At 45.1% G+C, this 22,755-nt stretch carries 18 protein-coding genes and 1 riboswitch; of the genes, 10 read left to right on the top strand and 8 right to left on the bottom strand.

The annotated features are described in order from the left end of the window. The first annotated feature begins 200 nt into the window (after positions 1-200). Entirely contained in the window at positions 201-1,430 is a 1,230-nt protein-coding gene (locus J2Z69_RS12555; RefSeq protein WP_209863015.1) for a chitinase, read from the top strand. Positions 1,431-1,717: 287 nt separating this feature from the next. Here the strand turns inward: J2Z69_RS12555 and J2Z69_RS12560 are convergent, their stop codons facing one another. Next, positions 1,718-2,503 carry a hypothetical protein gene (locus tag J2Z69_RS12560; protein WP_209863018.1) on the bottom strand — a complete coding sequence of 262 codons (786 nt, stop codon included), beginning with the start codon at positions 2,501-2,503 and terminating at the stop codon, positions 1,718-1,720. Between the two features lie 251 nt (positions 2,504-2,754). On the opposite strand from J2Z69_RS12560, the gene J2Z69_RS12565 reads away from it, so the two are divergent. Continuing rightward, positions 2,755-4,473, top strand: coding sequence for an alpha-keto acid decarboxylase family protein (locus J2Z69_RS12565; protein WP_245339276.1), 1,719 nt, complete (start codon positions 2,755-2,757; stop codon positions 4,471-4,473). Positions 4,474-4,672: 199 nt separating this feature from the next. On the opposite strand, the gene J2Z69_RS12570 is transcribed toward J2Z69_RS12565, so the two are convergent. After that, on the bottom strand, positions 4,673-4,924 hold the full coding sequence (locus J2Z69_RS12570) for a YiaA/YiaB family inner membrane protein (protein ID WP_209863021.1): 252 nt from the start codon (positions 4,922-4,924) through the stop codon (positions 4,673-4,675). Between the two features lie 165 nt (positions 4,925-5,089). Continuing rightward, positions 5,090-5,932 (bottom strand): helix-turn-helix transcriptional regulator, encoded by an 843-nt coding sequence (locus J2Z69_RS12575; protein ID WP_209863024.1) that lies wholly within the window; start codon positions 5,930-5,932, stop codon positions 5,090-5,092. 238 nt (positions 5,933-6,170) lie between these two features. On the opposite strand from J2Z69_RS12575, the gene fabF reads away from it, so the two are divergent. Next, positions 6,171-7,409 (top strand): beta-ketoacyl-ACP synthase II, encoded by a 1,239-nt coding sequence (fabF, locus tag J2Z69_RS12580; protein WP_209863027.1) that lies wholly within the window; start codon positions 6,171-6,173, stop codon positions 7,407-7,409. 424 nt (positions 7,410-7,833) lie between these two features. Here fabF and J2Z69_RS12585 read toward each other — a convergent pair whose 3' ends face one another. Beyond that, the gene (locus J2Z69_RS12585; RefSeq protein ID WP_209863571.1) at positions 7,834-10,188 is read right to left on the bottom strand and encodes a UvrD-helicase domain-containing protein; all 2,355 of its coding nucleotides are present in this window, start codon (positions 10,186-10,188) and stop codon (positions 7,834-7,836) included. A 410-nt stretch (positions 10,189-10,598) separates the two neighbouring features. Next, positions 10,599-10,708, top strand: a riboswitch (TPP riboswitch). Between the two features lie 127 nt (positions 10,709-10,835). Here J2Z69_RS12585 and thiC point away from each other — a divergent pair. After that, entirely contained in the window at positions 10,836-12,620 is a 1,785-nt protein-coding gene (thiC, locus tag J2Z69_RS12590; RefSeq protein WP_209863030.1) for a phosphomethylpyrimidine synthase ThiC, read from the top strand. 297 nt (positions 12,621-12,917) lie between these two features. On the opposite strand, the gene J2Z69_RS12595 is transcribed toward thiC, so the two are convergent. Both J2Z69_RS12595 and J2Z69_RS12600 read right to left on the bottom strand, forming a co-directional pair. Then, positions 12,918-13,754, bottom strand: coding sequence for a metallophosphoesterase (locus J2Z69_RS12595; RefSeq protein ID WP_209863033.1), 837 nt, complete (start codon positions 13,752-13,754; stop codon positions 12,918-12,920). An 11-nt stretch (positions 13,755-13,765) separates the two neighbouring features. Next, a complete protein-coding gene (locus tag J2Z69_RS12600) occupies positions 13,766-14,908 on the bottom strand; it encodes a glycoside hydrolase family 5 protein (protein WP_245339294.1) in 1,143 nt (380 codons plus the stop codon). 172 nt (positions 14,909-15,080) lie between these two features. On the opposite strand from J2Z69_RS12600, the gene J2Z69_RS12605 reads away from it, so the two are divergent. The 6 genes from J2Z69_RS12605 to J2Z69_RS12630 all read left to right on the top strand — a co-directional run bounded on the left by J2Z69_RS12605 (position 15,081) and on the right by J2Z69_RS12630 (position 18,872). Further along, positions 15,081-15,218 carry a hypothetical protein gene (locus J2Z69_RS12605; protein ID WP_209863039.1) on the top strand — a complete coding sequence of 46 codons (138 nt, stop codon included), beginning with the start codon at positions 15,081-15,083 and terminating at the stop codon, positions 15,216-15,218. Between the two features lie 82 nt (positions 15,219-15,300). Continuing rightward, positions 15,301-16,428: a DUF2087 domain-containing protein gene (locus tag J2Z69_RS12610; RefSeq protein ID WP_209863042.1), complete on the top strand. Its 1,128-nt coding sequence runs from the start codon at positions 15,301-15,303 to the stop codon at positions 16,426-16,428. 201 nt (positions 16,429-16,629) lie between these two features. Next, on the top strand, positions 16,630-17,094 hold the full coding sequence (locus J2Z69_RS12615) for a DUF2243 domain-containing protein (protein WP_209863045.1): 465 nt from the start codon (positions 16,630-16,632) through the stop codon (positions 17,092-17,094). Then, the gene (locus J2Z69_RS12620) at positions 17,091-17,861 is read left to right on the top strand and encodes a cytochrome c oxidase assembly protein (RefSeq protein ID WP_209863047.1); all 771 of its coding nucleotides are present in this window, start codon (positions 17,091-17,093) and stop codon (positions 17,859-17,861) included. Before J2Z69_RS12615 ends, J2Z69_RS12620 begins: the two co-directional genes overlap by 4 nt. Positions 17,862-17,978: 117 nt before the next feature. Further along, positions 17,979-18,584 carry a pentapeptide repeat-containing protein gene (locus J2Z69_RS12625; protein ID WP_209863050.1) on the top strand — a complete coding sequence of 202 codons (606 nt, stop codon included), beginning with the start codon at positions 17,979-17,981 and terminating at the stop codon, positions 18,582-18,584. 51 nt (positions 18,585-18,635) lie between these two features. After that, on the top strand, positions 18,636-18,872 hold the full coding sequence (locus tag J2Z69_RS12630) for a hypothetical protein (RefSeq protein ID WP_209863053.1): 237 nt from the start codon (positions 18,636-18,638) through the stop codon (positions 18,870-18,872). Positions 18,873-18,964: 92 nt separating this feature from the next. Here the strand turns inward: J2Z69_RS12630 and J2Z69_RS12635 are convergent, their stop codons facing one another. Continuing rightward, positions 18,965-22,294 (bottom strand): DEAD/DEAH box helicase, encoded by a 3,330-nt coding sequence (locus J2Z69_RS12635; protein ID WP_209863056.1) that lies wholly within the window; start codon positions 22,292-22,294, stop codon positions 18,965-18,967. 50 nt (positions 22,295-22,344) lie between these two features. Beyond that, a complete protein-coding gene (locus J2Z69_RS12640; RefSeq protein ID WP_245339277.1) occupies positions 22,345-22,665 on the bottom strand; it encodes a thioredoxin family protein in 321 nt (106 codons plus the stop codon). Between the last annotated feature and the right edge of the window lie 90 nt (positions 22,666-22,755).

Consider the following 22,755-nt stretch of genomic DNA (forward strand, 5'->3'; position numbering starts at 1 on the left):
TGGTCTGAGTAGTCAAGCTTTGGGAGAGCATGAGGGGGAATATTTTCCTAGTAGGGATAGTATTCTCCTTAATCGATTTAGCCTATATAAATAGTTGAGTACGACTATATAATTGTACGGGTAATTTCCTGATAATGAACAGGAGGCTGGATGAAAGTTACGTCCAAGCATCCTACAAAACAGGTCGAAGGAGAATGTGTATGCGGGGATCGAACATAGCTGGAACCAAAAAATGGACGGTACGCACGATGAGCCTTGCCCTTGGAGCTACATTGCTAGTTACACCTTTGAATGCTTTTGCTTCGTCTGAGCACACTGCTAGACCAATTTTGAAAGCGCCTTCACAGTCGCAGATGAGCCCTCTCGCAGTGGGACAAAGTCGGAAGCTAAGTAGTTCAGAGCTTAAGCAGCTATGGAATGGCATCGACGCTAGATTCTCTCCCGATAAGGCCGTTGCCGCAGTGAAAGCCGCTCTATCTGAGAAAGAATACAATACTTTATTTCCATATCGTCTAGGTTCCGTGGAATGGCACAAAGCGGCGGCAGGGAAAGAGTACGATGATCCGAAGCAAGGGGACTATTATTCCTACCAGAACTTGATCGATGCGGTGACAGAAGCCGCAAATATTAAATATAAAGTAAGCACCCGGGCAGGAAGCTTAACTGCTCAGGAAATCTATCGTTTGGATAAGAAGATGATGAAAGAGACACTTGTCGTGAGAACAGATGATTTCAATTCCAAAGCGAATTCAAAACAGAAGATCAGCACTCAAATTGTCGATTTTGGCTCGTTCCTGCAAGAGGGAAGCGACCGTGATCGGAAGCGAGATTTGGCGGCACTTCTGGCTAATTTGTCTCATGAGACAGGTGGCGGCGCGGCAGATTCTCCAGGAGGAGAACTGCGCTGGGGTCTGTTCTGGAATCAGAACATCGCAGGAAGAACAGGCGTTAACAAATCTAATTTTGTCGATGCAGCTAGCAGTAAACTGTACCCAGGTGTGGAAGGCAAACGATATTATGGACGTGGGCCGATTATGATGAGTTGGAATTTCAATTATGGATTGATTAGCTCCATTATCTATGGTGACAAAAATGTACTGCTCAAAAATCCAGAATCCGTTGCAGCCGATGGCAAATTAGGATTCATGACGGCCTTAATTTTTTGGCTTACTCCTCAGGCGCCTAAGCCATCCGCTCATGATGTCATGGTCGGCAAATGGAAGCCAATTAGGGAAGACCTTGCCAAGGGATTATCTCCAGCAGGTTTTGGTGTCAGTGTCATGGTCTTAAATGGGTTAGAAGCCAATCTTGGAGATGTCGACGGAAGTCCAATTAAGCGCCGCGCTGGTCACTATCGGGATATTACTGCGCGGATGGGACTCAATATTATTGGCGAAAAAGTAGATACACTAGGCATGAAGCCATTTTAATCAGGCTGAACTAGAAAAGAACAAGGCATGTTATAAGGATGGATATGACCATTGATGGTGCCAAGAGAAATTACCCCTATCAATTTGGAACCTTCTCTAACAGACTACCCCTGTAGTCTGTTAGTCTATGTCGGTAAGGTGTATACCGGTATCTGTTAGGTGTATAGGGGTAATTTGTTAGGTGTATATTCATAATCTGCTAAATAGGTGGAACCGGTAAATCGGTAACTATTTATAGATAGGAAAAACGTAAATATTATTAATTGTTAGCTGGAGCATATGTTTATTTACTTCGCAGGAGCAGCAAGCTGTGATTTGACCTTGGCGATTACAAGGCTAATCTGGTTCTCCAGCGATTGAATAATTTTCTTATCCTCATTGATTTTAAGAGCTAAGGAACCCAGCGTAACTAAAGAATCAGCAACTTGCTTTGTATCTTTCTTCTTCAAGATGGGCTTAAAGTCACTCCACTCTGCGGCGTATCGTTTGGTAGTTAGGCTAATGGAGGTTTTGGTGGACTTTATTTTTGTATTGTACATTTCGGTATTAGCGATTGCCTCACGATAGCCTTTGATTGTAGTATCTCGGGCTATTCTGGCGTTCTTAAGCTGCTGTTCTTTGCGCCTAACATCTTCATGAGCTAATTGCACCGCTAGCTTCAATTGGGCTGTGGCATTCTTGGTACCACTGACTGTTTTGTAAAGGATAAACAAAGGCTTGTACTGTTCCTCCGTCTGCTTGAGCTTGGTCTCCAATTGCTTAATACGATCTGCATCAATCCATTTGAGTGCATCTAATGTAGTTTTCTTCAATTGTTCATTCGCATTGTGTACTTCCTTAATAGAGTTGTCCAATATACCTTCCTGAGCAAGCAGACTTGTAAGCGTCTCAAAAGATGTGACAATTCGGTTTTTAAGGGCTGGATCTGCGGTAGTAGCAGTCTGCTGAATGAGGGCCTGTGTTGCGCTCGTTATAGGTGAGGCGGCGCCAAGAGCTACGGATGGGAAGTTCGGTAGTAAGGCGGTGGACAATAGAGCGGCGGCAAGTAGCTTGTGTTGATACCTAGATTTCATTTAAAGAATTCCTCCTTAGTATAGGTGATATATGTACTCCTATAAGCAAATAATTCTTAGCTAATACACAAAAAAAGCACCCGTAAGAAAAGGCCTTCGCCTCATCTTACGGGTGCTTCCGCGTAAGTACATATGTTTGCATTTAATATAATGCATCCATAACCACATTGTCAAGGATTGGAAATCGTGAGATGGATAGTTAATTCGGGTAATACTATGGATAAACGCAAAAGATGAGAGGGGTAATCCATATGTCCAATTCTATCCAGTCTATGAAGAGTAATGGTGAGGGTTCCAACACAGGAGACAAAACGCTGGGGCAGTATCTATTAGATTGTTTGAAATGTGAGGGAATTACCGAGATATTCGGAGTACCTGGTGACTACAATTTCACCTTGCTAGATACTTTGGAACGTGAGAAAGGTATTCGCTTCGTAAATGGTCGGAATGAACTGAATGCAGGGTATGCTGCTGATAGCTATGCTCGTTTAAAAGGTGTTTCAGCACTGATTACAACATTCGGTGTGGGAGAGATGAGTGCTTGTAATGCGATTGCAGGATCTTACAGCGAGAACGTCCCTGTCATCCATATTGTGGGATCACCCAAAACGCAGGTACAGCAAGCTCATAAACTTATGCATCATACCCTTCACGATGGGAACTATGATGTGTTCCGCAGCATGTATGAATCCATTACCGCTTATACAGCCGTGCTTACTCCTGAAAATGCAGCGATAGAAATTCCTGCAGCAATTCGCATAGCGAAGGAGAAGAAGAAACCCGTGTATCTCGTGGTCGCGATCGACCTAGTAATGAAGCCTGTACTTCAACGAGAGAGCCAAGATATGCCTTTAAAAACGAACGCTGAAGTATTGAAAGCAGCTTCCGAGCATGCCAAACAGTTGCTAGAGGCTTCTCAACATCCTGTGATTCTATCGGACTGGATGGTTCAGCGATACGGTCTATCCCATGAAGTGGAGGATCTCGCACAGAAATTAAATATACCTATGGCTTCTTTACAGCTCGGGAAAAGTGGAGTAGATGAGACACATCCTCTATACATGGGCATGTATGGCGGTGCGCTTGGAAGTTCTAAGGTTCGGGATGTGGTTGAACAGGCCGATTGTGTACTGGCGATGGGGCTGATCTGGTCAGATAGCAACAGTGGTCATTTTAGTGGGAGACTAGATACGACGAAGACTATCATCATTGAGCCGAACTCAGTAAAGATTGGTGAAGCTGTGTATTTAGATATCAAGGCTGAAGATATGTTACACGAACTCCTTCGTGCTGAGCAAAGTAAATTTGCGACGAAAAAAGGGACAACATACGATTTTCCATATGATATGGAGACGGGAGAACCGGAAGACTTACTCGTTGCAGAAAGCTATTATCCTCGAATTCAGCGCATGCTCAGAGAACAGGATATTGTGGTTGCTGAGACAGGTACATTTATGAACGGAATCTCTCAACTTCGGTTGCCTACAGGAGCGAACTATATTGCACAAGCAGGGTGGGAAAGTATTGGATATGCTACGCCAGCGGCCTTTGGAGCTTGCATCGCCGCTCCATCACGACGTGTGTTGCTATTTACAGGAGATGGTTCTTTGCAGCTAACCGTGCAGGAGATCAGTTCTATGCTAGCGAATCAATGCCGACCGATTATTTTCATTCTTAATAATGATGGCTACACCATCGAGAAATATTTAAATGTCAAAACGGACAACCAGCGATACAATGAAATACCTATGTGGTCATATACTAAGCTTACCGAAGCTTTTGGCGGTCAAACCTTCACCGTAAAGGTTCAGACGAATGGCGAATTAGATCAGGCTATTCGGGATGCGGAAGTACAGAGCCAAGAGAGATTGTGTGTCATTGAAATGATTGCGAAGGATCCTATGGACGCTCCAGATTATCTGCGAAGAACAAGAGAGTTCTTGGAAGAGCAGGAGAAAAAACAGAGCTGAACGTGTACATTATTATTTATCAAGGAAATTTATTAACTAGACCTACCACCTAACTGACAGGAAGCTATCTATTAGGTGCGAAACTTTGCTTCAAGCGCATCAAAAAGGGACTTATCCTCTAAAGATATGTCCCTTTTTTCGATGTTTTTTGTGTTCGTAGAAGAAAGAACATTGTGTCTAGCTTTATGATTTGGATTGTCTAAACACTAGGAGGATTAGTCCGATTTTGCTCTGCAAGAATATCGTTATCTTCACTGTTATCACGGGTTACTTTTTGTGTCAAAATGGCTCCAACGGCTACGAGAATCATGACCGCAATATAGTACCCTTTCTCATTTAACTGCATATTCGCGTTGTACATCCCAATTCCAAATAAAGCGACGCCGGCAAACAATGTGAAATATGCTAAAAATGTAAACGCTGGCGTATTTCTTCTTCTATACTTTTGCATGTATACCATCCTTTAATATGAATTCCGTAAGTATTATTTGGAAAATAGTACTAACATGGAACTATCTTACTATGGAATATCCTACTAATCTACTAGTTTTTTGTAAGTGTGAATGAGTGGAATAGTATATAAAGTTTCCTAACCTTGTACGCAGTCTTGCCATTATTACATACCCTCTAACAATTTGCTTAACTTTGATTCCGTCTGTGTATCCTGAACAGGGGTATAGATACTGCATCTTAATTCTGTAGATCCTTGAACTTGCAAAGAGGTGAGGTCGAACAGCATTTTGCCCGCCTTAGCATGTCGGAATTCAATGAGTACGGTAGGCGCTGAACTGACTTCGCTCTCATGCCATAACGAGGAGAAATCAGGATAATGCTGGGTCATGGACTCAATAAATTCAGCATACCAAGGATCTGCGACATATTGACCGTAGTAAGCGCGGAATATAGATAAAAATCCCCGAGCGAAATGTTCCCAATTGACGGCTAGACTGCGTAGTTCTTTTTTTGCAAATAGAAGTTGGATCATATTTCTTTCATGAATAGGAACCTGTTCAAAATTAAGAAAAACCTGAGCGGCTGCGGCATTCCAACCGACGATCTGACATTTGCGATCTGAGATAATGGTCGGGCAGAATCTCAGCTCCTGAAGAATTCGCTCTAAGGAAGGACTGACGACAGGGAGATTCTGAGGATGTGCCAACTTACTATGTGCTGCAGACTCCAGTGCAAGATCATATAAATATTTACGCTCATCCGTATTGAGCTGAAGTGCACCAGCTATCGCATCCAGCACGGACGGAGAGACTTTGATATCCCTTCCTTGTTCGAGCCACGTATACCAGGTTGTGCTTACACCTGCTAAGGCAGCTACTTCTTCTCGGCGGAGTCCGGGGGTACGCCTGCGTTGTCCAGGAGGAAGGCCCACAGTATGGGGATGTAGCTTGGCTCGCTGTGTCATGAGAAAATTGGAAAGAGCTTGGAGTCTGGATTCGGGTTTCATAAAGATAGGTCCTTTCGTAATCCTAGAATTATTGTAGTGTTAATTATACTAGGATAAACACAAACTTGTAATAGGATATAAAAAGGTTAGAATACAGAAATAAGCAATTATAGATATCATTAAAACGGAAATTTTTCAATTATAAAGGTGCAGGATTTAATGTATGAGTCAGGATGTACTTCAATGAGTTGTGAAACTTATTGGAGCTGAACTCAAGAGGTGAAAGGGGAAGAGACTTATGGAGAGAGTGGTTATTACGGGTATGGGGATTGTATCTCCGTTAGGCAATGAACTAGATACATTTTGGAATAAATTAAAGGCAGGAGAGTCTGGAATTAGCAGTATTGATTCCTTCGATGCATCTGAATACAAGACGCAGATTGCAGGATTGGTCAAAAATCTGGATGCTGAGGAAAGATGGGGACGCAAGGAAGCACGAAAGATGGATCGGTTTACTCAGTTCGGGTTATATGCAGCTGAACAGGCGCTTGAACATTCAGGACTAGACTTAGACAAGCTAGATCGTGAACGTCTGGGTGTCTATGTGGGATCTGGAATTGGTGGGATTGAGACGTTGGTGCACAATGTAGACCTCCTACGAGATCGGGGGAAAGGAAGAGTGAGTCCGACAATGGTACCGATGATGATCTCTAACATGGCGGCTGCACAGATTAGCATTCGTCTAGGCTCCATGGGTCCTTCGCTGTCTCCGGTTACGGCGTGTTCTATAGGCAATACAGCCATCGGGGAAGCCTTCCGTCTAATCCGCACTGGGGAGGCGGATGTAATTTTTGCAGGGGGAACTGAGGCGGCTGTCCATCCACTAGCTTTAGCTGGTTTTGGTAATGCTACAGCTCTTTCCGTTCGCAATCATGCCCCGCAGCAAGCCAGCCGACCGTTTGATGCGGGACGTGACGGATTTATCATGTCTGAGGGCGCAGGAATACTTGTATTGGAGTCATTAGCTCATGCTAAGAACCGAGGAGCTACGATTTATGGTGAAGTGATTGGATATGGAGCGAGTTCAGATGCATATCATATGGTTGCACCTCATCCCGAAGGAACAGGAGCCTATATCGCTATGAAAACAGCACTCAAAACAGCAGGGATTCAGCCGGATCACATCGATGTCATCAGTGCTCATGCTACGAGTACAGAGGCTGGTGATCTGGCTGAGACCAAGGCCATTCATCGCTTGCTTGGAGATCATGCCTATTCAGTACCCGTGACCGCCAATAAATCGATGCTCGGCCACATGTTGGGCGCATCAGGCGGAGCCGAAGCCATTGCGTTAGTCCAGACGTTAAGAGAGGGCGTTGTTCCGCCAACGATTAACTTAGATCATCCCGGCGAAGGGTGTGATCTCGATTATGTTCCAAATCAGGCACGTTTAGGGCATTTCCAGATTGGGTTGTCTAACTCCTTTGGCTTTGGTGGCCATAATGCAGTGATAGTGCTGAAGAGGTTTGACGAGTAGCCAGTAGTTGCCTGTAGAAATCGAGTTAGCTTACATGAATAAAGTCGAGCATACATTCGTGCGTGTTCATCTACGTGGGAGAAAGAGCAAGCTTAATGAGCACATAAAATATTTTTTTTGTAGCCAAAATCTGCTCTAACTAAATAGGCCATTATATATTAAGTATAATAGATTAGAAAACAAACTAAATTTGCGTTAGATCATTTAATAATTAATGACTTATGTACAAAAAAGGCCTCTTTAAAAGAGGCCTTTTGCGTTTATTTGAAAGGTCAAGAGCATAGATAATAGTTCATGAATACAAAAATGTTTCAGTAATCAGTGCTGTATTAATGGTAGAAAATGTTACTTCGGGGGTGGAGAAGATAGGCTGGGCGGGCGCTTAGGCTAAGCCAAGCGCGGCTGTGGCAAGGACGTGCCGCCTTTATCGCGGCACGTCCTTGCTTCCCCTGTGCATCGGCTTCCCGCACAGGGGGCAAGCCTTCGCGGCGAGGCCCTGCTCCCTCGCCGCAATGCGGGTCCAGGCAATACAGCCTGGACCTTGGCACACCCAGGCGGCGACGGTCTCCATCCGCCGCGCCGCCGCTGCACTGCCCCCGCTTCGGGAACGCTCCGCGCCCGAAGCGAACCCCTCGCGCCGAGCAAGCGCTGCGCTGCTCGGCGTGCCTGCCGAGCTTCGCGCCATGCTCGAAGCTCGGGTGCCCGTGCCTTCGGCTTCGCCGCCGAAGGCAGAGAGCAGAAAGCGGGATACCGCCGCTTTCTTGCCCCGGTACCTGGCGGGGGAGCTGATGATCAGCTCCTCCTTGGCCCGGGTAATCGCGACGTAAGCGAGTCGCCGCTCCTCTTCTAGCGCCGCCGCGCCCTTGGACCCTGCGCGATCCGCGTCCGGATACGCGGTGTCGTTCAAGCGGTCGGCATCCAGCGCCGAACTATGCGGCAGGCTGCCCTCAATGGCGCTAATGAGCAAGACCACAGGGAACTCCAGTCCCTTGGAGCGATGAATGGTCATGAGGGCAACGCGGTTACCTTGTTCTTTGGACTTATCGCTGTTATTCTCTTGACTCTTCTGGATTACATCATGAATGAAGCCGAGGAAGGCTTCCACCGTATCGAACCGCTCCGCCGAAGATTCTAGCTCATCTAGCATTTCCTTGATCATTTCTTTATGTTGGGTTAGCAGCTTCCGATCATCGGCTTCGACATAAGCGTTGTAGAATTTCTCCCGCATCAAGGCGATAGCGCTTGCGGGCCTCATCGTGGACAAGCTGCGAATCAGCTCCAGTCGATCCTTGATCTTGGCGAGCTGGAAATCCTTGAGTCCCGATAACGTTAACAAGTGAACGAGCGGTCCCTTTTTAGCCCGAATCGATTCCTGTTCTACAATGTGTGACATGCCCCGTTCTCGATTGATATACAGCGTAGGCAGTACACTTTCCATGGCGGTGAAGTCTCTACGGCTCAGTCCTAGACGCAAATGATCCACAAGCGGAAGGACCAGCGAGTGTTCATAGAGTAGTTGTCCATCTCCATACTCAATATAGGGAATCTCCCGAATCATGAGTTGTTCTAGCATCGCTCGGTTATTACTAGAAGCTCGGTACAGGATAGCATAATCTCCAAAGGTTCTTCTGCTGGTGTGCACTTCGTGTTCTATCCGATCGAGTGCTATCCGGGCTTCATCGTCGCTGGTAAGCGGCCGCATATACATGGGTCCCGCTGTTCCTGATTTGACGGCAAGTAGAGTCTTGCTGCGCCGATGTTGGTTATGCCGGATCACTTCATTGCCTAGACCCACAATCCGTGTACCGGATCGATAATTAATATCAAGTGTAATGACATGGGCTTCTGGGTAGGTCTTCTCGAACTGTAAAATATATTCGCTGCGCGCACCATTAAACGAATAAATAGTCTGATCATCATCGCCCACGACCATTAGATCATGATGCGGGGCCGCAATCATTTTGACCAATTCATATTGCAGATGATTTGTATCTTGGAACTCGTCTACCATAATATAACGGAAGCGATCTTGAAGCGTGCGCAGCAATGCCGGTTTGCCCCGCAGCATGCGGTAGGCAAGTACAAGCACATCATCAAAATCCATTTTCTCATGATCTACTTTCCATTGTTCATACTGCATCAGAATTCGTTTGATTTCACGCTCGGTTACACTCTTCTCGGGCATGTCTGGGATTTCAATGAGCTGCGTCTTATAGGAAGATAGGATGGAAAGCAGGGATTCCGGTTGGTAGGCATCTTGGAGACCCATTTCCCGCATCATTTGTTTGAGCAAAATATGTTGTCTACGTGTCTCGCTCCAAATTTCGAGTTCCGTGCCTTGTCTGCGCAGCAGTTGCAGGAAGAACGAATGGAATGTTCGAGCTTGCAAAAGCCTTACATCTTGCGGATGTATACCGGGCAAGATGGCAATGCGGTCACGCATTTCTGCAGCAGCTTTGCTGGAGAACGTAAGCAGTAGAATTTCTCTCGGATCAATTCGGCGTACGGATAAAAGATAACCTGTACGGCAGATTAAGACCGAGGTCTTGCCTGAACCTGCGCCAGCTAGTGTAAGCAGTGGGCCTCGAAAGTGCCGAACGGCCCGAATTTGAGAGGGATTTAGTATAATACCGTTCTCTTCCAACGTGCGAAAATAAGCCGCATCAGAATCTTTGGCCCCCACAATCTCTCGGCTTGTCTGTGCCGAAGCGAGTCGCGCTTCCGGTATGCGCTGCTGAGCGGCCCCCGATGGTACTTTATTAAAACTGGATTCACCCATGTTATTCACCTTTTGCATTTATATTAATTTTTCTTGACCTTTTGTAAAAAGAAACAATCTGATTCTATGAATTCAGCTTAACAGCATACCTCTATTCTATCAGACATACAACAGATAACTAGACACATTCAGATATTGGATACCAGGAATAGAACTTATTGTAGGTTCATTCTGTCTTTGTTCGCTTAGTAATTCTTAATGGATTCACCCATTTGTCAGAGCATAAACATGCTGGCCTAGAGTAGGGAATATCCAGACATGCATGACTGTTAAATTAGATCTGCTAAAATATATCTTCTAAGTGAAAAGAAACATATCTGGCTCTGTAATCTACTTAATCATTTATGAAATGAACTAACGTAGATCACCGTTGATAACCTATCCAAAATGGGTTAAACTGGATGAACAACTTCATATCAAGCGGGAGCTCAAGGTTTGGGCTGAGAGGATAGGAATTCGACTATCGACCGTTATACCTGATCTGGGTAATGCCAGCGGAGGAATTGAACAGGACGCCATCTGTCTTTTTCAAAAGACCTTGTTACTTTATATTTGTATGTTTTTCTAATATAAAGGAATAACGTCTTGAAATGTCCATATTTATCGCCTGGCCTTTCTCGGATACACAAAGAGGAGGCTTTTTTGTTATGAACGAACCAACACAAACAGTGCACACGTCCCCCCTTCCCGGAAGCCGCAAGGTCTATATCCAAGGTTCAAGACCTGATGTTCGCGTTCCCATGCGGGAGATTGCGCTGAGTCCAACATCGGATAGCTTGGGGCAGCATGAGAATACACCCGTTCGTGTATATGATACCAGTGGGCCCTATTCCGATACGGAAGTGCAGACGGATATTGCTCAAGGTCTTGCCCCCAGTCGGCAAGCCTGGATTGAAGAGCGTGGGGATGTAGAAGCTTACGTGGGCCGAGATATTAGGCCTGAAGATAACGGTTATGCAGAGCATGATCCAAGAGCCAATACAGAGCAATTCCCCCATAATGGGCGTAGACCGCTCCGTGCTAAGCCCGGACAGAACGTAACGCAGATGCACTATGCGCGCAAAGGTATCATCACTCCTGAGATGGAATACATCGCCATCCGTGAGAATGTAGCGGCTGAGTTCGTGCGCGATGAGGTAGCCCGGGGCCGAGCGATTATTCCAAGCAATATCAATCACCCGGAGAGCGAACCGATGATTATTGGACGTAATTTCCTAGTGAAGATTAATGCGAATATAGGCAATTCGGCGGTAGGTTCTTCTATCGACGAGGAAGTAGAGAAGATGACGTGGGCTACCCGCTGGGGTGCCGATACGATCATGGATCTTTCTACAGGCAAAAATATTCATACCACCCGCGAATGGATCGTCCGCAATTCTCCTGTACCTATCGGTACGGTGCCGATTTATCAGGCGCTAGAGAAAGTGAATGGAAAAGCTGAGGACCTGACTTGGGAAGTATACCGAGATACGCTGATTGAACAAGCAGAGCAGGGTGTGGATTATTTTACAATTCATGCGGGGGTATTGCTGAGGTATGTTCCCCTCACAGTTCATCGGCTAACCGGTATTGTATCTCGAGGGGGTTCGATCTTAGCTGCATGGTGCTTAGCTCACCATCAGGAGAATTTTCTATACACGCATTTTGAAGAGATATGCGAGATTATGAAGGCTTATGATATTGCATTCTCTCTAGGAGATGGACTTCGTCCGGGGAGTTTGGCCGATGCCAATGACGAAGCTCAATTCGCGGAGCTTGAGACGCTGGGTGAACTGACCAAGATCGCTTGGAAGCATGATGTTCAGGTCATGATCGAAGGTCCGGGTCATGTACCGATGCATTTAATCAAAGAAAATATGGATAAGCAGCTTGAAATCTGCGATGAAGCACCATTCTACACATTAGGGCCCCTGACTACCGATATTGCACCCGGATATGATCACATTACCTCAGCCATTGGAGCAGCCATGATTGGTTGGTTCGGAACGGCGATGCTGTGCTACGTTACACCGAAAGAGCATCTGGGTCTGCCCAATAAAGACGATGTGAGAGAAGGGGTCATCACCTATAAAATAGCGGCACATGCCGCCGATCTAGCCAAGGGTCATCCTGGTGCTCAGGACCGCGATAACGCCCTTTCCAAAGCCCGATTTGAGTTCCGTTGGCGTGATCAATTCCATTTATCCTTAGATCCGGAGCGCGCTCTCGAATACCATGACGAGACTCTTCCTGCTGAAGGCGCGAAGACGGCCCATTTCTGCTCCATGTGCGGACCCAAATTTTGCAGCATGCGCATTTCTCATGATATTCGCCAAATTTCAAGAGACCATAGTGAGGCGTTCGAAGCACTAGGCAGCGATACATCTATTCAAGAAGGCATGCAGCTAAAGTCGAAAGAATTCAAAGAAACGGGCAGTGCTATTTATAAATAGATATTAGATATTAGAAGTTAGATATTAGATTATTAGATATTAAATATTAAATACTAAGTGTTAGATATGTAACTTATAAAAATTTAAATGTTGAATAATCAAGAAAGCAGCACCTAGGTGCTGCTTTCTTATTTTATTATATACACAGGCTTTATCATCTTCCTCCCTGTCAGGGCAGGATCGTGAAAACTATCCGAAAAGTACTCTGTTATAAGGAATATATCTAGAAAGTTGAGCCCCGATACCGTATAGGGTTCAGCGTGCATTTAGTTCTTCTACAGTGTAAAAATAAATGCTTTATCTGCTTTGATGAAGCAATTGGATTACGGTGAGCTCAGGTTTTGCAAATAAGCGCACTGGCAGTCGGGTCGTTCCGATGCCTCGGTTGACGTAAAGTTTCAGCGACTTGCTTGTGTAGGGCAGGGAGTATAGTCCTTCCACATACTTTTGGGCTAACAGGGTTGTAACAGGCGGATCTAAGAGAGGAACCCTAACTTGACCACCATGGCTATGACCGGATAGTTGGAGATCAATCGGATAACCTTGTAGTTGATCGGCTATATCTGGCTCATGGACGAGGAGTAGGTTAAAGTCCTGCTCTCGGAGCGTTCGAAGTGTCCGGGCCACCTGCGGCTGTCCAAGCAAAAAATCGTCGAGTCCAGCTATGATGATATTCTCGCCTTTCGTGGATCGTATAGTATGAACCTCATTCACTAGTACGTTAAATCCTGCTTCCACCATATATTGCTTATACCCTCGGCTGCCTCCTCCCCCTCTGTCATGATTGCCGAACACAGCAAATTTCCCAAGTGGAGCATGTATCTTTTTCAATACTTGTTGGGCCTTTATTCTATTATCTAAGCCAAACTGCGTATAATTATCCATTAAATCTCCGGTAAACACTACAATGTCAGGTTTCATAAGATTAATGCGATCTACTAATTGTTGAAGCTGATCTACCGAATAATGGGGACCTAGATGCGTATCTGAAAATTGTACAATTTTTGTACCGTTAAAGGAGATCGGAACGAAATCATTAACTACATCTAGACGAGTAACTGATATAGATTTGGGTTCAATTTGGGTTGCATAGTACCCGGTTCCTAATAGGAGAAATAGTACAAAAATAATCATCCTTCTAAAGCTCACTTCTTCAGGTCTTCTTGTATGGCATTCCAGATGGGATTATGCGCCTTAACGCGGGCAGGAAGCTTCCCTTTTTCAATGGCATCCCAGTATTTCCAGTCTGGTTTCACACTGCCTAATTCATAGTCCATCCCATCCCATGTATCTTCACGAAAAGCATAGAAAGCCCAGTGCCAGCCATATTCATTAAAAATGGAGATAAGATCCGCCATGTATTGGTCCGCACCTTGGACCATTCGGTTCGTTCCGAATTCTGAGGCGATAATCCGGTTTGCAGGCACACCATGATCTGATGCCCACTTCGCAACAGGCTCTACAAATTGCTCTAGCGCTTGGCGGTTAAATTCTTTTTCTGTCTGATTATTTCCAACCTTAACGGTTCCCGGATAAGAATAGGTGAATCCCTTTTTCTTATTTTGACTCGTCATTTCATAAGGCTCATACATATGAAAAGCATATAGCACGTTCGGGTCATCCATGGGCTTCAAATACTTAAAGGCCCAAGGCGTTGCGTACAGTCCTGAATCTACAATAATGGGCGTCGTACTATCGACGGTTCTAATCCCCTTTACAATCGAGTCATAGAGCGCATTGAGGTCCGCTGCGGTATGTTCCACTTTGGTATACCAATTCGTATAATCTTGAGTCCAAAAATCATTAAAACCCGTAGCTGTCTCCGGATGAGGCTCATTAATGAGGTTATAGCCGATAACGGCTGGATGTCCTTTCAATCTTGTAGCTAGGTCTTTCCAAAACTCTGTAGCCTGATTCTGATATTCAAGATCATTCCAGATTCGATCGTCATTTTTATTTCCGTTAAACTGCCGCCAACGATCTCCTGGCAAGCTAAGCACGGTAACTACAACTTTCATTCCTTTGGCTTCCGCCGCATCCAAATCCGCTTTGAGTCTAACAAAATCCTCTTCTACGATACCTTTGTACTGATCGGAGCTACCTATTAGGAAGTCTGCATTACGGGTGTCCGCCTTATCATTAAATAGAAAATCACGATTTTTACTCCACTTATCGGGTGCGAGACGGACGAACTCTATCCCTTGCTCCTTGGCCGCTTCATAATTTTGGGGAAGCGATGTAGAATTCATGAAATTCGTTCCCTTGCGCTGTTCATCCCAATATTTCATTTTCTCTGAAGGAACCGTAGACTTTTTCTCCTGACTATTGTTTACTCCTGTAATTTTCACAGGCTTAGGAGCAGCTGTATTATTACTGCACCCCGCTATTACTGCCAAAATTGTAGCCGATACTAGAATCGTTTTTACGATGGGCCAACCCGCTGGTGTGGTTGTTTTGTTCATGTTCAATCACCTCGAAGATCATCTTACCCTTCGTGTGTTACGCCAATATGACAAACAAACCGCATTAAACGCATTAACAGTGCGTAGGGTTCATCGTGAAATTCGAAAATGGAGAGTCATTTATCAGTTTAAATAAACAGAATTTATGATTAGGTTTGACTTATAACAAACGAAATAATAAAATATCTATAAATAAACTAACGGAAAAGGTGTTTGGAATGGAAAACGAAAGAATTTGGAATGCTTCGATGAAGGATTTAGCCAAAGGATATACCGAAAATGAGGAAACTTATGAATGTATCGCTTGTGGTCGTCAGTTTGAGAAGGGACTTATTTATCCGGTTGAGGAACTGCTCTATGAAGCGGAGAAGTTTGTGGTCCTGCACATTGCTAAGGAACATGGCTCAGCTTTTGACTACTTGATCCAGCAGGATAAGCAGATTACGGGACTATCTGAGATTCAGAGTAAGCTACTTGGCCTCTTCTATGAAGGAAAGAGCGACAAAGAAGCTCAGGAGGAAATGGGCATGGGCAGTACGTCCACCATACGGAATCATCGGTTCGTGCTGAAGGAGAAGGAGCGTCAAGCGAGAGTCTTCCTGACCCTGATGGAGTTACTTCGCGCGCAAGAGAAGGGTACAGATTCGGGGAGACTTGGAGCGGCGAGAGCACGGACCTTAGAGGGACGACACCGATCTACAGCGACAGAGCAGGAGAAAGTGCTGGCGAAATATTTCCCGCAAGGGGTACAAGGCCCGCTTAAGAACTTCTCAATGAAAGAGAAACAGAAGCTTGTTGTCTTGCACGAGTTAGCCAAGCGATTCGAACAAGGGAAGCAGTATACAGAAAAAGAAGTGAATGAGCTACTTGGTCAGGCTTTTGAAGACTATGCCATACTTCGGCGTTATTTGATTGATTATGGATTTATGGCCAGACAAGAAGACGGGAGTGCCTATTGGCTCACCGAACTTGCAGAGGGGCAGGAGGAGAAAAGCTTGAACCGCAGAGACGAATTAAAACTTCAGGCTAAGGAAATCAAGATTGAAGCGGGTGTATTCCAGATACGCAACTTGGAGAATGGAAAGGTCTTCATTGATAGTAAACCAAATTTGAAATCCATGAATGGACATGAGTTTTCTCTAGACATGGGCTCGTTCATCAACAAGAACCTGCAAGCAGATTGGAAGAAATACGGTAAGGATGCATTCGTATTTGAGGTGCTTGAGGTCTTGAAGCCGAAGGATGGCGAGGCTAAGATTTATGATCCCAAGGATGCTTTGAAGAAACTTGAAGAGAAGTGGCTAGAAGCCAAACAACCTTACGGGGACCAAGGATATAATGAGTAGTCGAACTAAATAAGCATTAGTTAAGAGTTGATTCCTTAGAGGATTCAACTCTTTTTATGTGGACGAGTAATCTCTACGTATTTATTAGGAAGAGTTGAGTGGGGAAAAGTCCTGTGTGTGTCGTCCGTGAGATGGTTCCAACTTAACAAAGCTGGGTAATATGGTAAAGATTGGATAATTCTATACATAGGGAGCAATCTAATGGACGTACTAACCCATCAGAAGTTTGCAAGTCGTAATCTATGGTCAGGTTTCCTATTTGGAGTGGGACTCGTAGGTTTTATAGATGAGACCGTATTTCACCAATTATTACATTGGCATCATTTCTATGACAGATCTACACCTGAGGTGGGATTAGTATCCGATGGACTTTTTCACGCGTTCAGTTGGTTTGCCACAATTGGAGGACTATTTTTGTTCGCAGATCTTCGCCGCCGTAAAGTGCTCTCGGTTAGAAGATGGTGGGGAGGGGTATTGCTTGGAGCTGGTGTATTTCAGCTATATGATGGGACGATTCAGCACAAGCTGATGCGATTGCATCAGATTCGCTATGTGGAACATGTGTACATCTATGACCTCATATGGAACATAGCTGCGGTCATTATGATTTTCATTGGAGGTATTCTTATTGTGCGTTCGAAAGTAAAAAAGGACTTCTCGCTATGAATCATGTTCATGCTCTTAGCAGCGTGTTTAGTCTGAATATCGTGATTTTTATAATAGCTATTGTACTGTACATTACAGCTGCTTTAATTACCAATCGTACATATCGCTCATGGCCCAGATCTAGGTATTTCTTCTGGATCGCAGGTGTTTTAATCACTGCGCTGCCTATCATCGGCCCCCTAGCCAATCTAGCACATTTAGATTTTAAAGCACATATGGTAGGTCATTTATTATTAGGTATGCTTGCTCCACTTCTTCTGGTGCTCGCAGCACCTATGACTCTAATCATGAGAACTCTTCCGTTAGCTTTGGCTCGGCAACTGTCCCGTATCCTAAAGAGTAAGCTGATTCGATTCTTAAGTGATCCCCTTATAGCGGCGTTTCTAAATATCGGGGGATTATATATTCTGTATTTGACCGACTTATATATGTGGATGCAACAATCGATGTTGCTACATAGTATCGTATATCTTCATGTATTTTTTGCAGGCTATCTATTCACCATATCGATGATCTATATCGATCAACCCGCACATCGTACGAGTTATGTGTATCGTGCTGTTGTGTTTGTGTTTGCCCTAGCAAGTCATGGGATTCTAGCTAAATATTTGTATGTTCATCCGCCTACTGGGGTCCCTTCCTCTCAATCAGAGAGCGGTTCCATCCTTATGTATTATGGGGGGGATGCTATAGAGATAGTCATCATTACTATATTGTGCTACCAGTGGTTCCGAGCTACTCGTCCTAGTTTTGCGGAAGGCATTTAGGACTAAATCTCGATTCTTATTCATAAGGAAAGGGACAATCTATACTTGAATCGGCCTTTCCAAATGTGTTACATAAGGGGGAGTAATCATTCTGTACGGCTAGGGAGCGTTCATTAGATGTATCAATATATAGACAGACATTTTGATCATGTAGATTTTAGTCACTCCGATCAACGGGAAGGCGAGCTTATACGGTGCACTTTCGAGAAATGTACTTTTCGAGGAACATCAATGGAGGAGATAACGACAAGTGGATGTCGTTTTGTAGAATGCGATTTTACAGGAGCTCTATTGAATGCATCGATGCATACGGAATCAGCATTTGAGAATTGTAATTTTCAAGAGGCTAACCTATTTGTCTCCAAATTCACCCATTGTAAAATGACAGGTTCAGATTTCTCCCAAGCGCAGCTGGATGGAATTACTTTGGAAGAAGGGGATTGGTCTTATACCAATCTTAGACATGCCAATCTAGCAAAGCAGAATTTGCGCAACGTACGCTTCATCGAAGCAGATTTATACGGGGCTAATCTCGAAAAAGCTGATCTGCGTAAAGCGGAGCTGAGTATGGCCCAACTAACCAAAGCCAATCTACAACAGAGTGACCTTCGGGGAGCCTTGATTGATGGCATTGATTTTCGGACTTTATCTCTTCGCGGAGCAAGAATGGACACGGCCCATGGAGCGGCTTTCCTTAAAGTGCTCGGTGCAAAGATAGACTGAACAAAGCGAAGAGATTTTGTATAGTGCTACAATTTCAGGGGAGGGTTCCATTTGAGAAATGTATGGATCATTCTATTCGGCGTTCTTCTTATGGCCCTAAGTGGGTTAGAGAGGATCATCCTGTATGCCAGCAAGGCTAATCAGGTCGGTAATAATCTGCAAGAATTAACTGATCTTATACCCTCTTATATATGGAATATCACCACAATTACCTTTTTTGCAGGTATTCTTCTGGTTGGAATTGGTGCGATGCTCTATCTGCCCAATCGCTCTAAAGATCTAGCCTAAGCCATGTATTCGTTTCATACGCCAATCACATTATAAAAACAAGCCCCTTCACTTCGTGGCAGAAGTAAGGGGCTTGTTTTTATAATGTGGAATTACAAGCTCAGTAGTTCGCGAATTTCTTGCTCGGTCAGGGTGGAAATAGATTCTTGTCCGGGCTCAATCACTTCAGCAATCAGATCCTTTTTCTTCTGCTGAAGTTCATACATCTTGTCCTCAACGGTGTCTTGCGTGACCAGCCTGATGACTTGGACAACTCTTTTTTGCCCCATACGGTGGGCTCGGTCTGCGGCTTGCTCTTCCACGGCAGGATTCCACCATAAATCGTAGAGGATAACGGTATCGGCTCCGGTTAAATTAAGACCGGTTCCCCCTGCTTTCAAGGAGATCAGGAAGAGATCCTTCTCCCCTTCATTGAACCGATCGCACAGCTCAACACGATCTCGGGAAGGCGTCTGTCCATCTAAATAGAAGTAAGGAATACCTTCGTAACCGAGTTCCCGCCCTATGATACCAAGCATCTGAGTGAACTGGGAGAAAATGAGAACCCGTCTGCCCGAGCTTCGGCATTCTGCAATAATCTCCATTAGCTGATCAAACTTAGCAGAGCCGCCCTTATACCCTTCGACGAACAAGGCAGGATGGCAGCAGAGCTGACGCAATCGGGTAAGACCCGCAAGAATCTTGATACGATTCTGTTGGAACTCGTCATCTTTTAGATGCTTCAAGGTTTCTTCCCGGAGATTACCAAGATAGGCAGCATACAGCTTCTTCTGCTCAGGCAAGAGCTCGGAGATCTGCATGGATTCGAGCTTCTCTGGAAGCTCTTTGAGCACATCGGTCTTCAATCGGCGTAGCAAGAATGGACGAATGCGACGTGCGATCGTCTCGCGCGAGAGACTGCTGAATGCAACGCGGCTAGGGAAGAGGATCGGCAATACGACGTTATAAATGGACCAAAGCTCTTCAATGGAGTTTTCAACGGGCGTACCCGTCAATGCAAATGTATAGCGAGCATCGATTTTCTTCACGGATTGAGCCGTCTGCGTATAGTGATTCTTGAAAGCCTGGGCTTCATCCAAAATTAGGGTATGAAAGGCATACTTCGCATACGTATCTACATCCTGCCTAAGCAGGGGATAGGAAGTAATGATGACATCAAATTCGTCAGCATGTTTTAATACGCGATCACGCATCGTCTTCGTCCCATCCGCAATGACTGCTCGAAGACCGGGTGCGAATTTGCGAAGTTCATTATGCCAGTTGTATATAAGTGAAGCGGGACACACGATAATCGCGGGCACACGGTCTGAACGGATCGATGGTAATTCAGACACGAGAAAAGTTATAGCTTGCAGCGTTTTACCTAGTCCCATATCATCGGCTAGTATTCCCCCAAATTGATAATGAGCTAAGGTCTTCATCCACTGATAACCTAGTTTTTGATAGTCTCGCAGTATAGGCGCTAGCGAAGGAGGTACCTCGAAATCGATATCACCTGGGTTACGTATATGCTCCAATAATTGACGCAAAGATTTGCTAAACGTCACGCCAGCTACAGCTGCTTGCGGATCCATTACATGTAATGCCTGCAGTGCGGGCACCCGAAAATAGGGACCTTTGATATCGGGTTTGCGAATGCCAATTTCCTTCATGAAAGCTCCAATTCCCTGCCACTCTTTGGTGTCTAAAGGTAGGAGGGAACCTGTAGGTAGACGGTAATATTTACGTTTAGCTTCAAGTGCATGAAGGAGTTCTTTGACCTCATCTTCAGGGATACCATCGAGTTTGAAGCGGAGTTCAAGCCAGTTCGTCCTCTCCTCCAGATGAACGGAAATGGACGGTGTGGAAGGTGTCGGAAGCACCCGAACCTTCACCGCAGTGGTGGCATAGACCACTAACAGTTTCTCCAGATCAGGGATCGTGTGATGGAGGAAGTCGAATTCTTTCTCTTCATCGTCAATGAAATATCCACTTTCGGTCTGAGCAAAATGACTCTGCTGCATGATCGCCAAAATCCTTCGTTCCTGCTCTCCGTCCCGAATGAGAATTCGGTCCTCTCCTCGGCGTTCCCCTGCATCCTGCAAGGGATAGATAACAATATCCCCATATTGAAATTCCAGGCTAGCAATCAGCCGATCTCGAATACGGTCGAGATAGAGACGTGCCTTAAGGGGCGCCTGCATCAAGCGATCAGAGACGGCTTCGGCGACGTGGACTTCACCCATTTTCATCAGTGCAGGCACAACCTTTTCCATAAAAGGTTCCATCTGCTCTTTGGATATCTGAATCGTGGGTTGCCTAGATGTATCCAGCATACGCTTAAGCTCATGTAAGTGAGTGCACTGCTGCACAGGAAGCTTCAACAGCTTTCCTTCATAAAGGACGATGCCATAGGCCTCCAGAATAATGAGTTGATCCAGCCCTTGCACATCCAGCTGGTAGGTTGCTTCCTCATCCTGATCAAATCCAAATCGTAAAGGAAGTGCATGGTCGGCTACCTGAAGTGCTGTGAATGTGCCATTAGGTAATTCAACTTTGACAGTACCTGTCTCCAAGAGCAAAGGGAGTAATGTGTCCCAGAGTGACGGGGGAATAAGAAGCAGTCGGTCTCCAGCGGTATGTCTAGAAGAGAAGGCATATCCACTTAGGGTATCCCGGTACATCGTCTCTTCATGATGCACATCGATAAGCATTCTTAGCACCCGATCCTGCGCTGGATGAAAATAATGAAGCTCAGGGATATAACTGAAATGCTTGGTAAAGGTGTACTTGTCTCGTTGCTCATAGGACGTTAAAAATTCGCGAATTTTCTGTACAATGTAGAATCTTTTCTCGCCTACTCGAAGCTCTAAAGCTAACATATATTTACCCATTCCATAATGATGGGGCCTACAGATGAATTCGGCATCTAATGCAGTTAGGTCATAGGTTAGAATTCGGTTCTTGTGTCCCGTGCGAGCTGAATTCCCGAATAGTCCTAGCACTTCATCTGCTAGTAAGAACGGAGAGGACTCATTCCGCCTTGACCTCGGATGAAGTAAAGAAGGAAAGGAAGGACTGTGTTCAGCTAGAGAGGATGCTGAAGGAAGTGTCTGTGGTGAGCTGTTCATGGGATCGGGTCCAGCAAGTTCATATCGCTTAGCATGTAAAATATCTAGTAGAACAGCAGCCACATGTTCACAATACTGGAAGCTGGTATAGTAGGAGGGACAGCTGCATTTTGCAGACACATCATGGTTAGCATCTAGGATGACCGTCACCTCTTGCAGATCACTTCCCTTGACCGTTGCTTCGAAATGTCTAGCATTCGGACGATATAGGGTAAAAGTAACCTGACCCTCCTGATATAAGTCCGTGCCTCGTTCGAACGACTGTGGACCACATAGCAATGTAATGGTTCGTTCACTTAACTGAAAATTCATGCAAATCTACCTCCTTTCGGGCGAATAGAGGGTGGATATGTGAACATATCTCAACTCTGATTAGGTTTGAGCAGCTGATATAAGTAATCGACAGAGTGCATCGCATATTCAAAATTTAGAGGGTTCCCATCTTCGAATATCACCAAGCAAGGTACACTCGTAATCTGCCATGTATCGCGTAGGTGGGGCGCGTAATTAATATTTAATTTATATAACTCAAGCTCAGGCAGAGCTATATTTACAATGTCCAGCATGCGTTCAGCCAATTGGCATGTTCCGCAGAAGGTTGTATGGATTAGTAGGGCCATTTTCCCCGTAGAGTGGGTTAGGTAATGGAGCAGCTCCTGCTCTTGCAGTTCATGTAACGGCAATGGAATTCCTGCCTTTCCTAAGTATAAAGTGAACGATGTAACTCTCCTCAGTATATTGAAATCAGATGCGAATTACGAGCGTTTGTTCGG

It is taken from the genome of Paenibacillus shirakamiensis, assembly GCF_017874255.1.
Lineage (GTDB): Bacteria > Bacillota > Bacilli > Paenibacillales > Paenibacillaceae > Fontibacillus > Fontibacillus shirakamiensis.

Bases quoted from the DNA above. Each gene is read 5' to 3' on its own strand.
- J2Z69_RS12595 (WP_209863033.1), bottom strand. From the start codon at position 13,754: ATGATTATTTTTGTACTATTTCTCCTATTAGGAACCGGGTACTATGCA.
- J2Z69_RS12610 (WP_209863042.1), top strand. From the start codon at position 15,301: ATGGAAAACGAAAGAATTTGGAATGCTTCGATGAAGGATTTAGCCAAA.
- J2Z69_RS12605 (WP_209863039.1), top strand. From the start codon at position 15,081: ATGTTCAATCACCTCGAAGATCATCTTACCCTTCGTGTGTTACGCCAA.
- fabF (WP_209863027.1), top strand. From the start codon at position 6,171: ATGGAGAGAGTGGTTATTACGGGTATGGGGATTGTATCTCCGTTAGGC.
- J2Z69_RS12555 (WP_209863015.1), top strand. From the start codon at position 201: ATGCGGGGATCGAACATAGCTGGAACCAAAAAATGGACGGTACGCACG.
- J2Z69_RS12635 (WP_209863056.1), bottom strand. From the start codon at position 22,294: ATGAATTTTCAGTTAAGTGAACGAACCATTACATTGCTATGTGGTCCA.
- J2Z69_RS12625 (WP_209863050.1), top strand. From the start codon at position 17,979: ATGTATCAATATATAGACAGACATTTTGATCATGTAGATTTTAGTCAC.
- J2Z69_RS12570 (WP_209863021.1), bottom strand. From the start codon at position 4,924: ATGCAAAAGTATAGAAGAAGAAATACGCCAGCGTTTACATTTTTAGCA.
- J2Z69_RS12600 (WP_245339294.1), bottom strand. From the start codon at position 14,908: ATGAAATATTGGGATGAACAGCGCAAGGGAACGAATTTCATGAATTCT.
- thiC (WP_209863030.1), top strand. From the start codon at position 10,836: ATGAACGAACCAACACAAACAGTGCACACGTCCCCCCTTCCCGGAAGC.
- J2Z69_RS12560 (WP_209863018.1), bottom strand. From the start codon at position 2,503: ATGAAATCTAGGTATCAACACAAGCTACTTGCCGCCGCTCTATTGTCC.
- J2Z69_RS12620 (WP_209863047.1), top strand. From the start codon at position 17,091: ATGAATCATGTTCATGCTCTTAGCAGCGTGTTTAGTCTGAATATCGTG.
- J2Z69_RS12615 (WP_209863045.1), top strand. From the start codon at position 16,630: ATGGACGTACTAACCCATCAGAAGTTTGCAAGTCGTAATCTATGGTCA.
- J2Z69_RS12575 (WP_209863024.1), bottom strand. From the start codon at position 5,932: ATGAAACCCGAATCCAGACTCCAAGCTCTTTCCAATTTTCTCATGACA.
- J2Z69_RS12585 (WP_209863571.1), bottom strand. From the start codon at position 10,188: ATGGGTGAATCCAGTTTTAATAAAGTACCATCGGGGGCCGCTCAGCAG.
- J2Z69_RS12565 (WP_245339276.1), top strand. From the start codon at position 2,755: ATGTCCAATTCTATCCAGTCTATGAAGAGTAATGGTGAGGGTTCCAAC.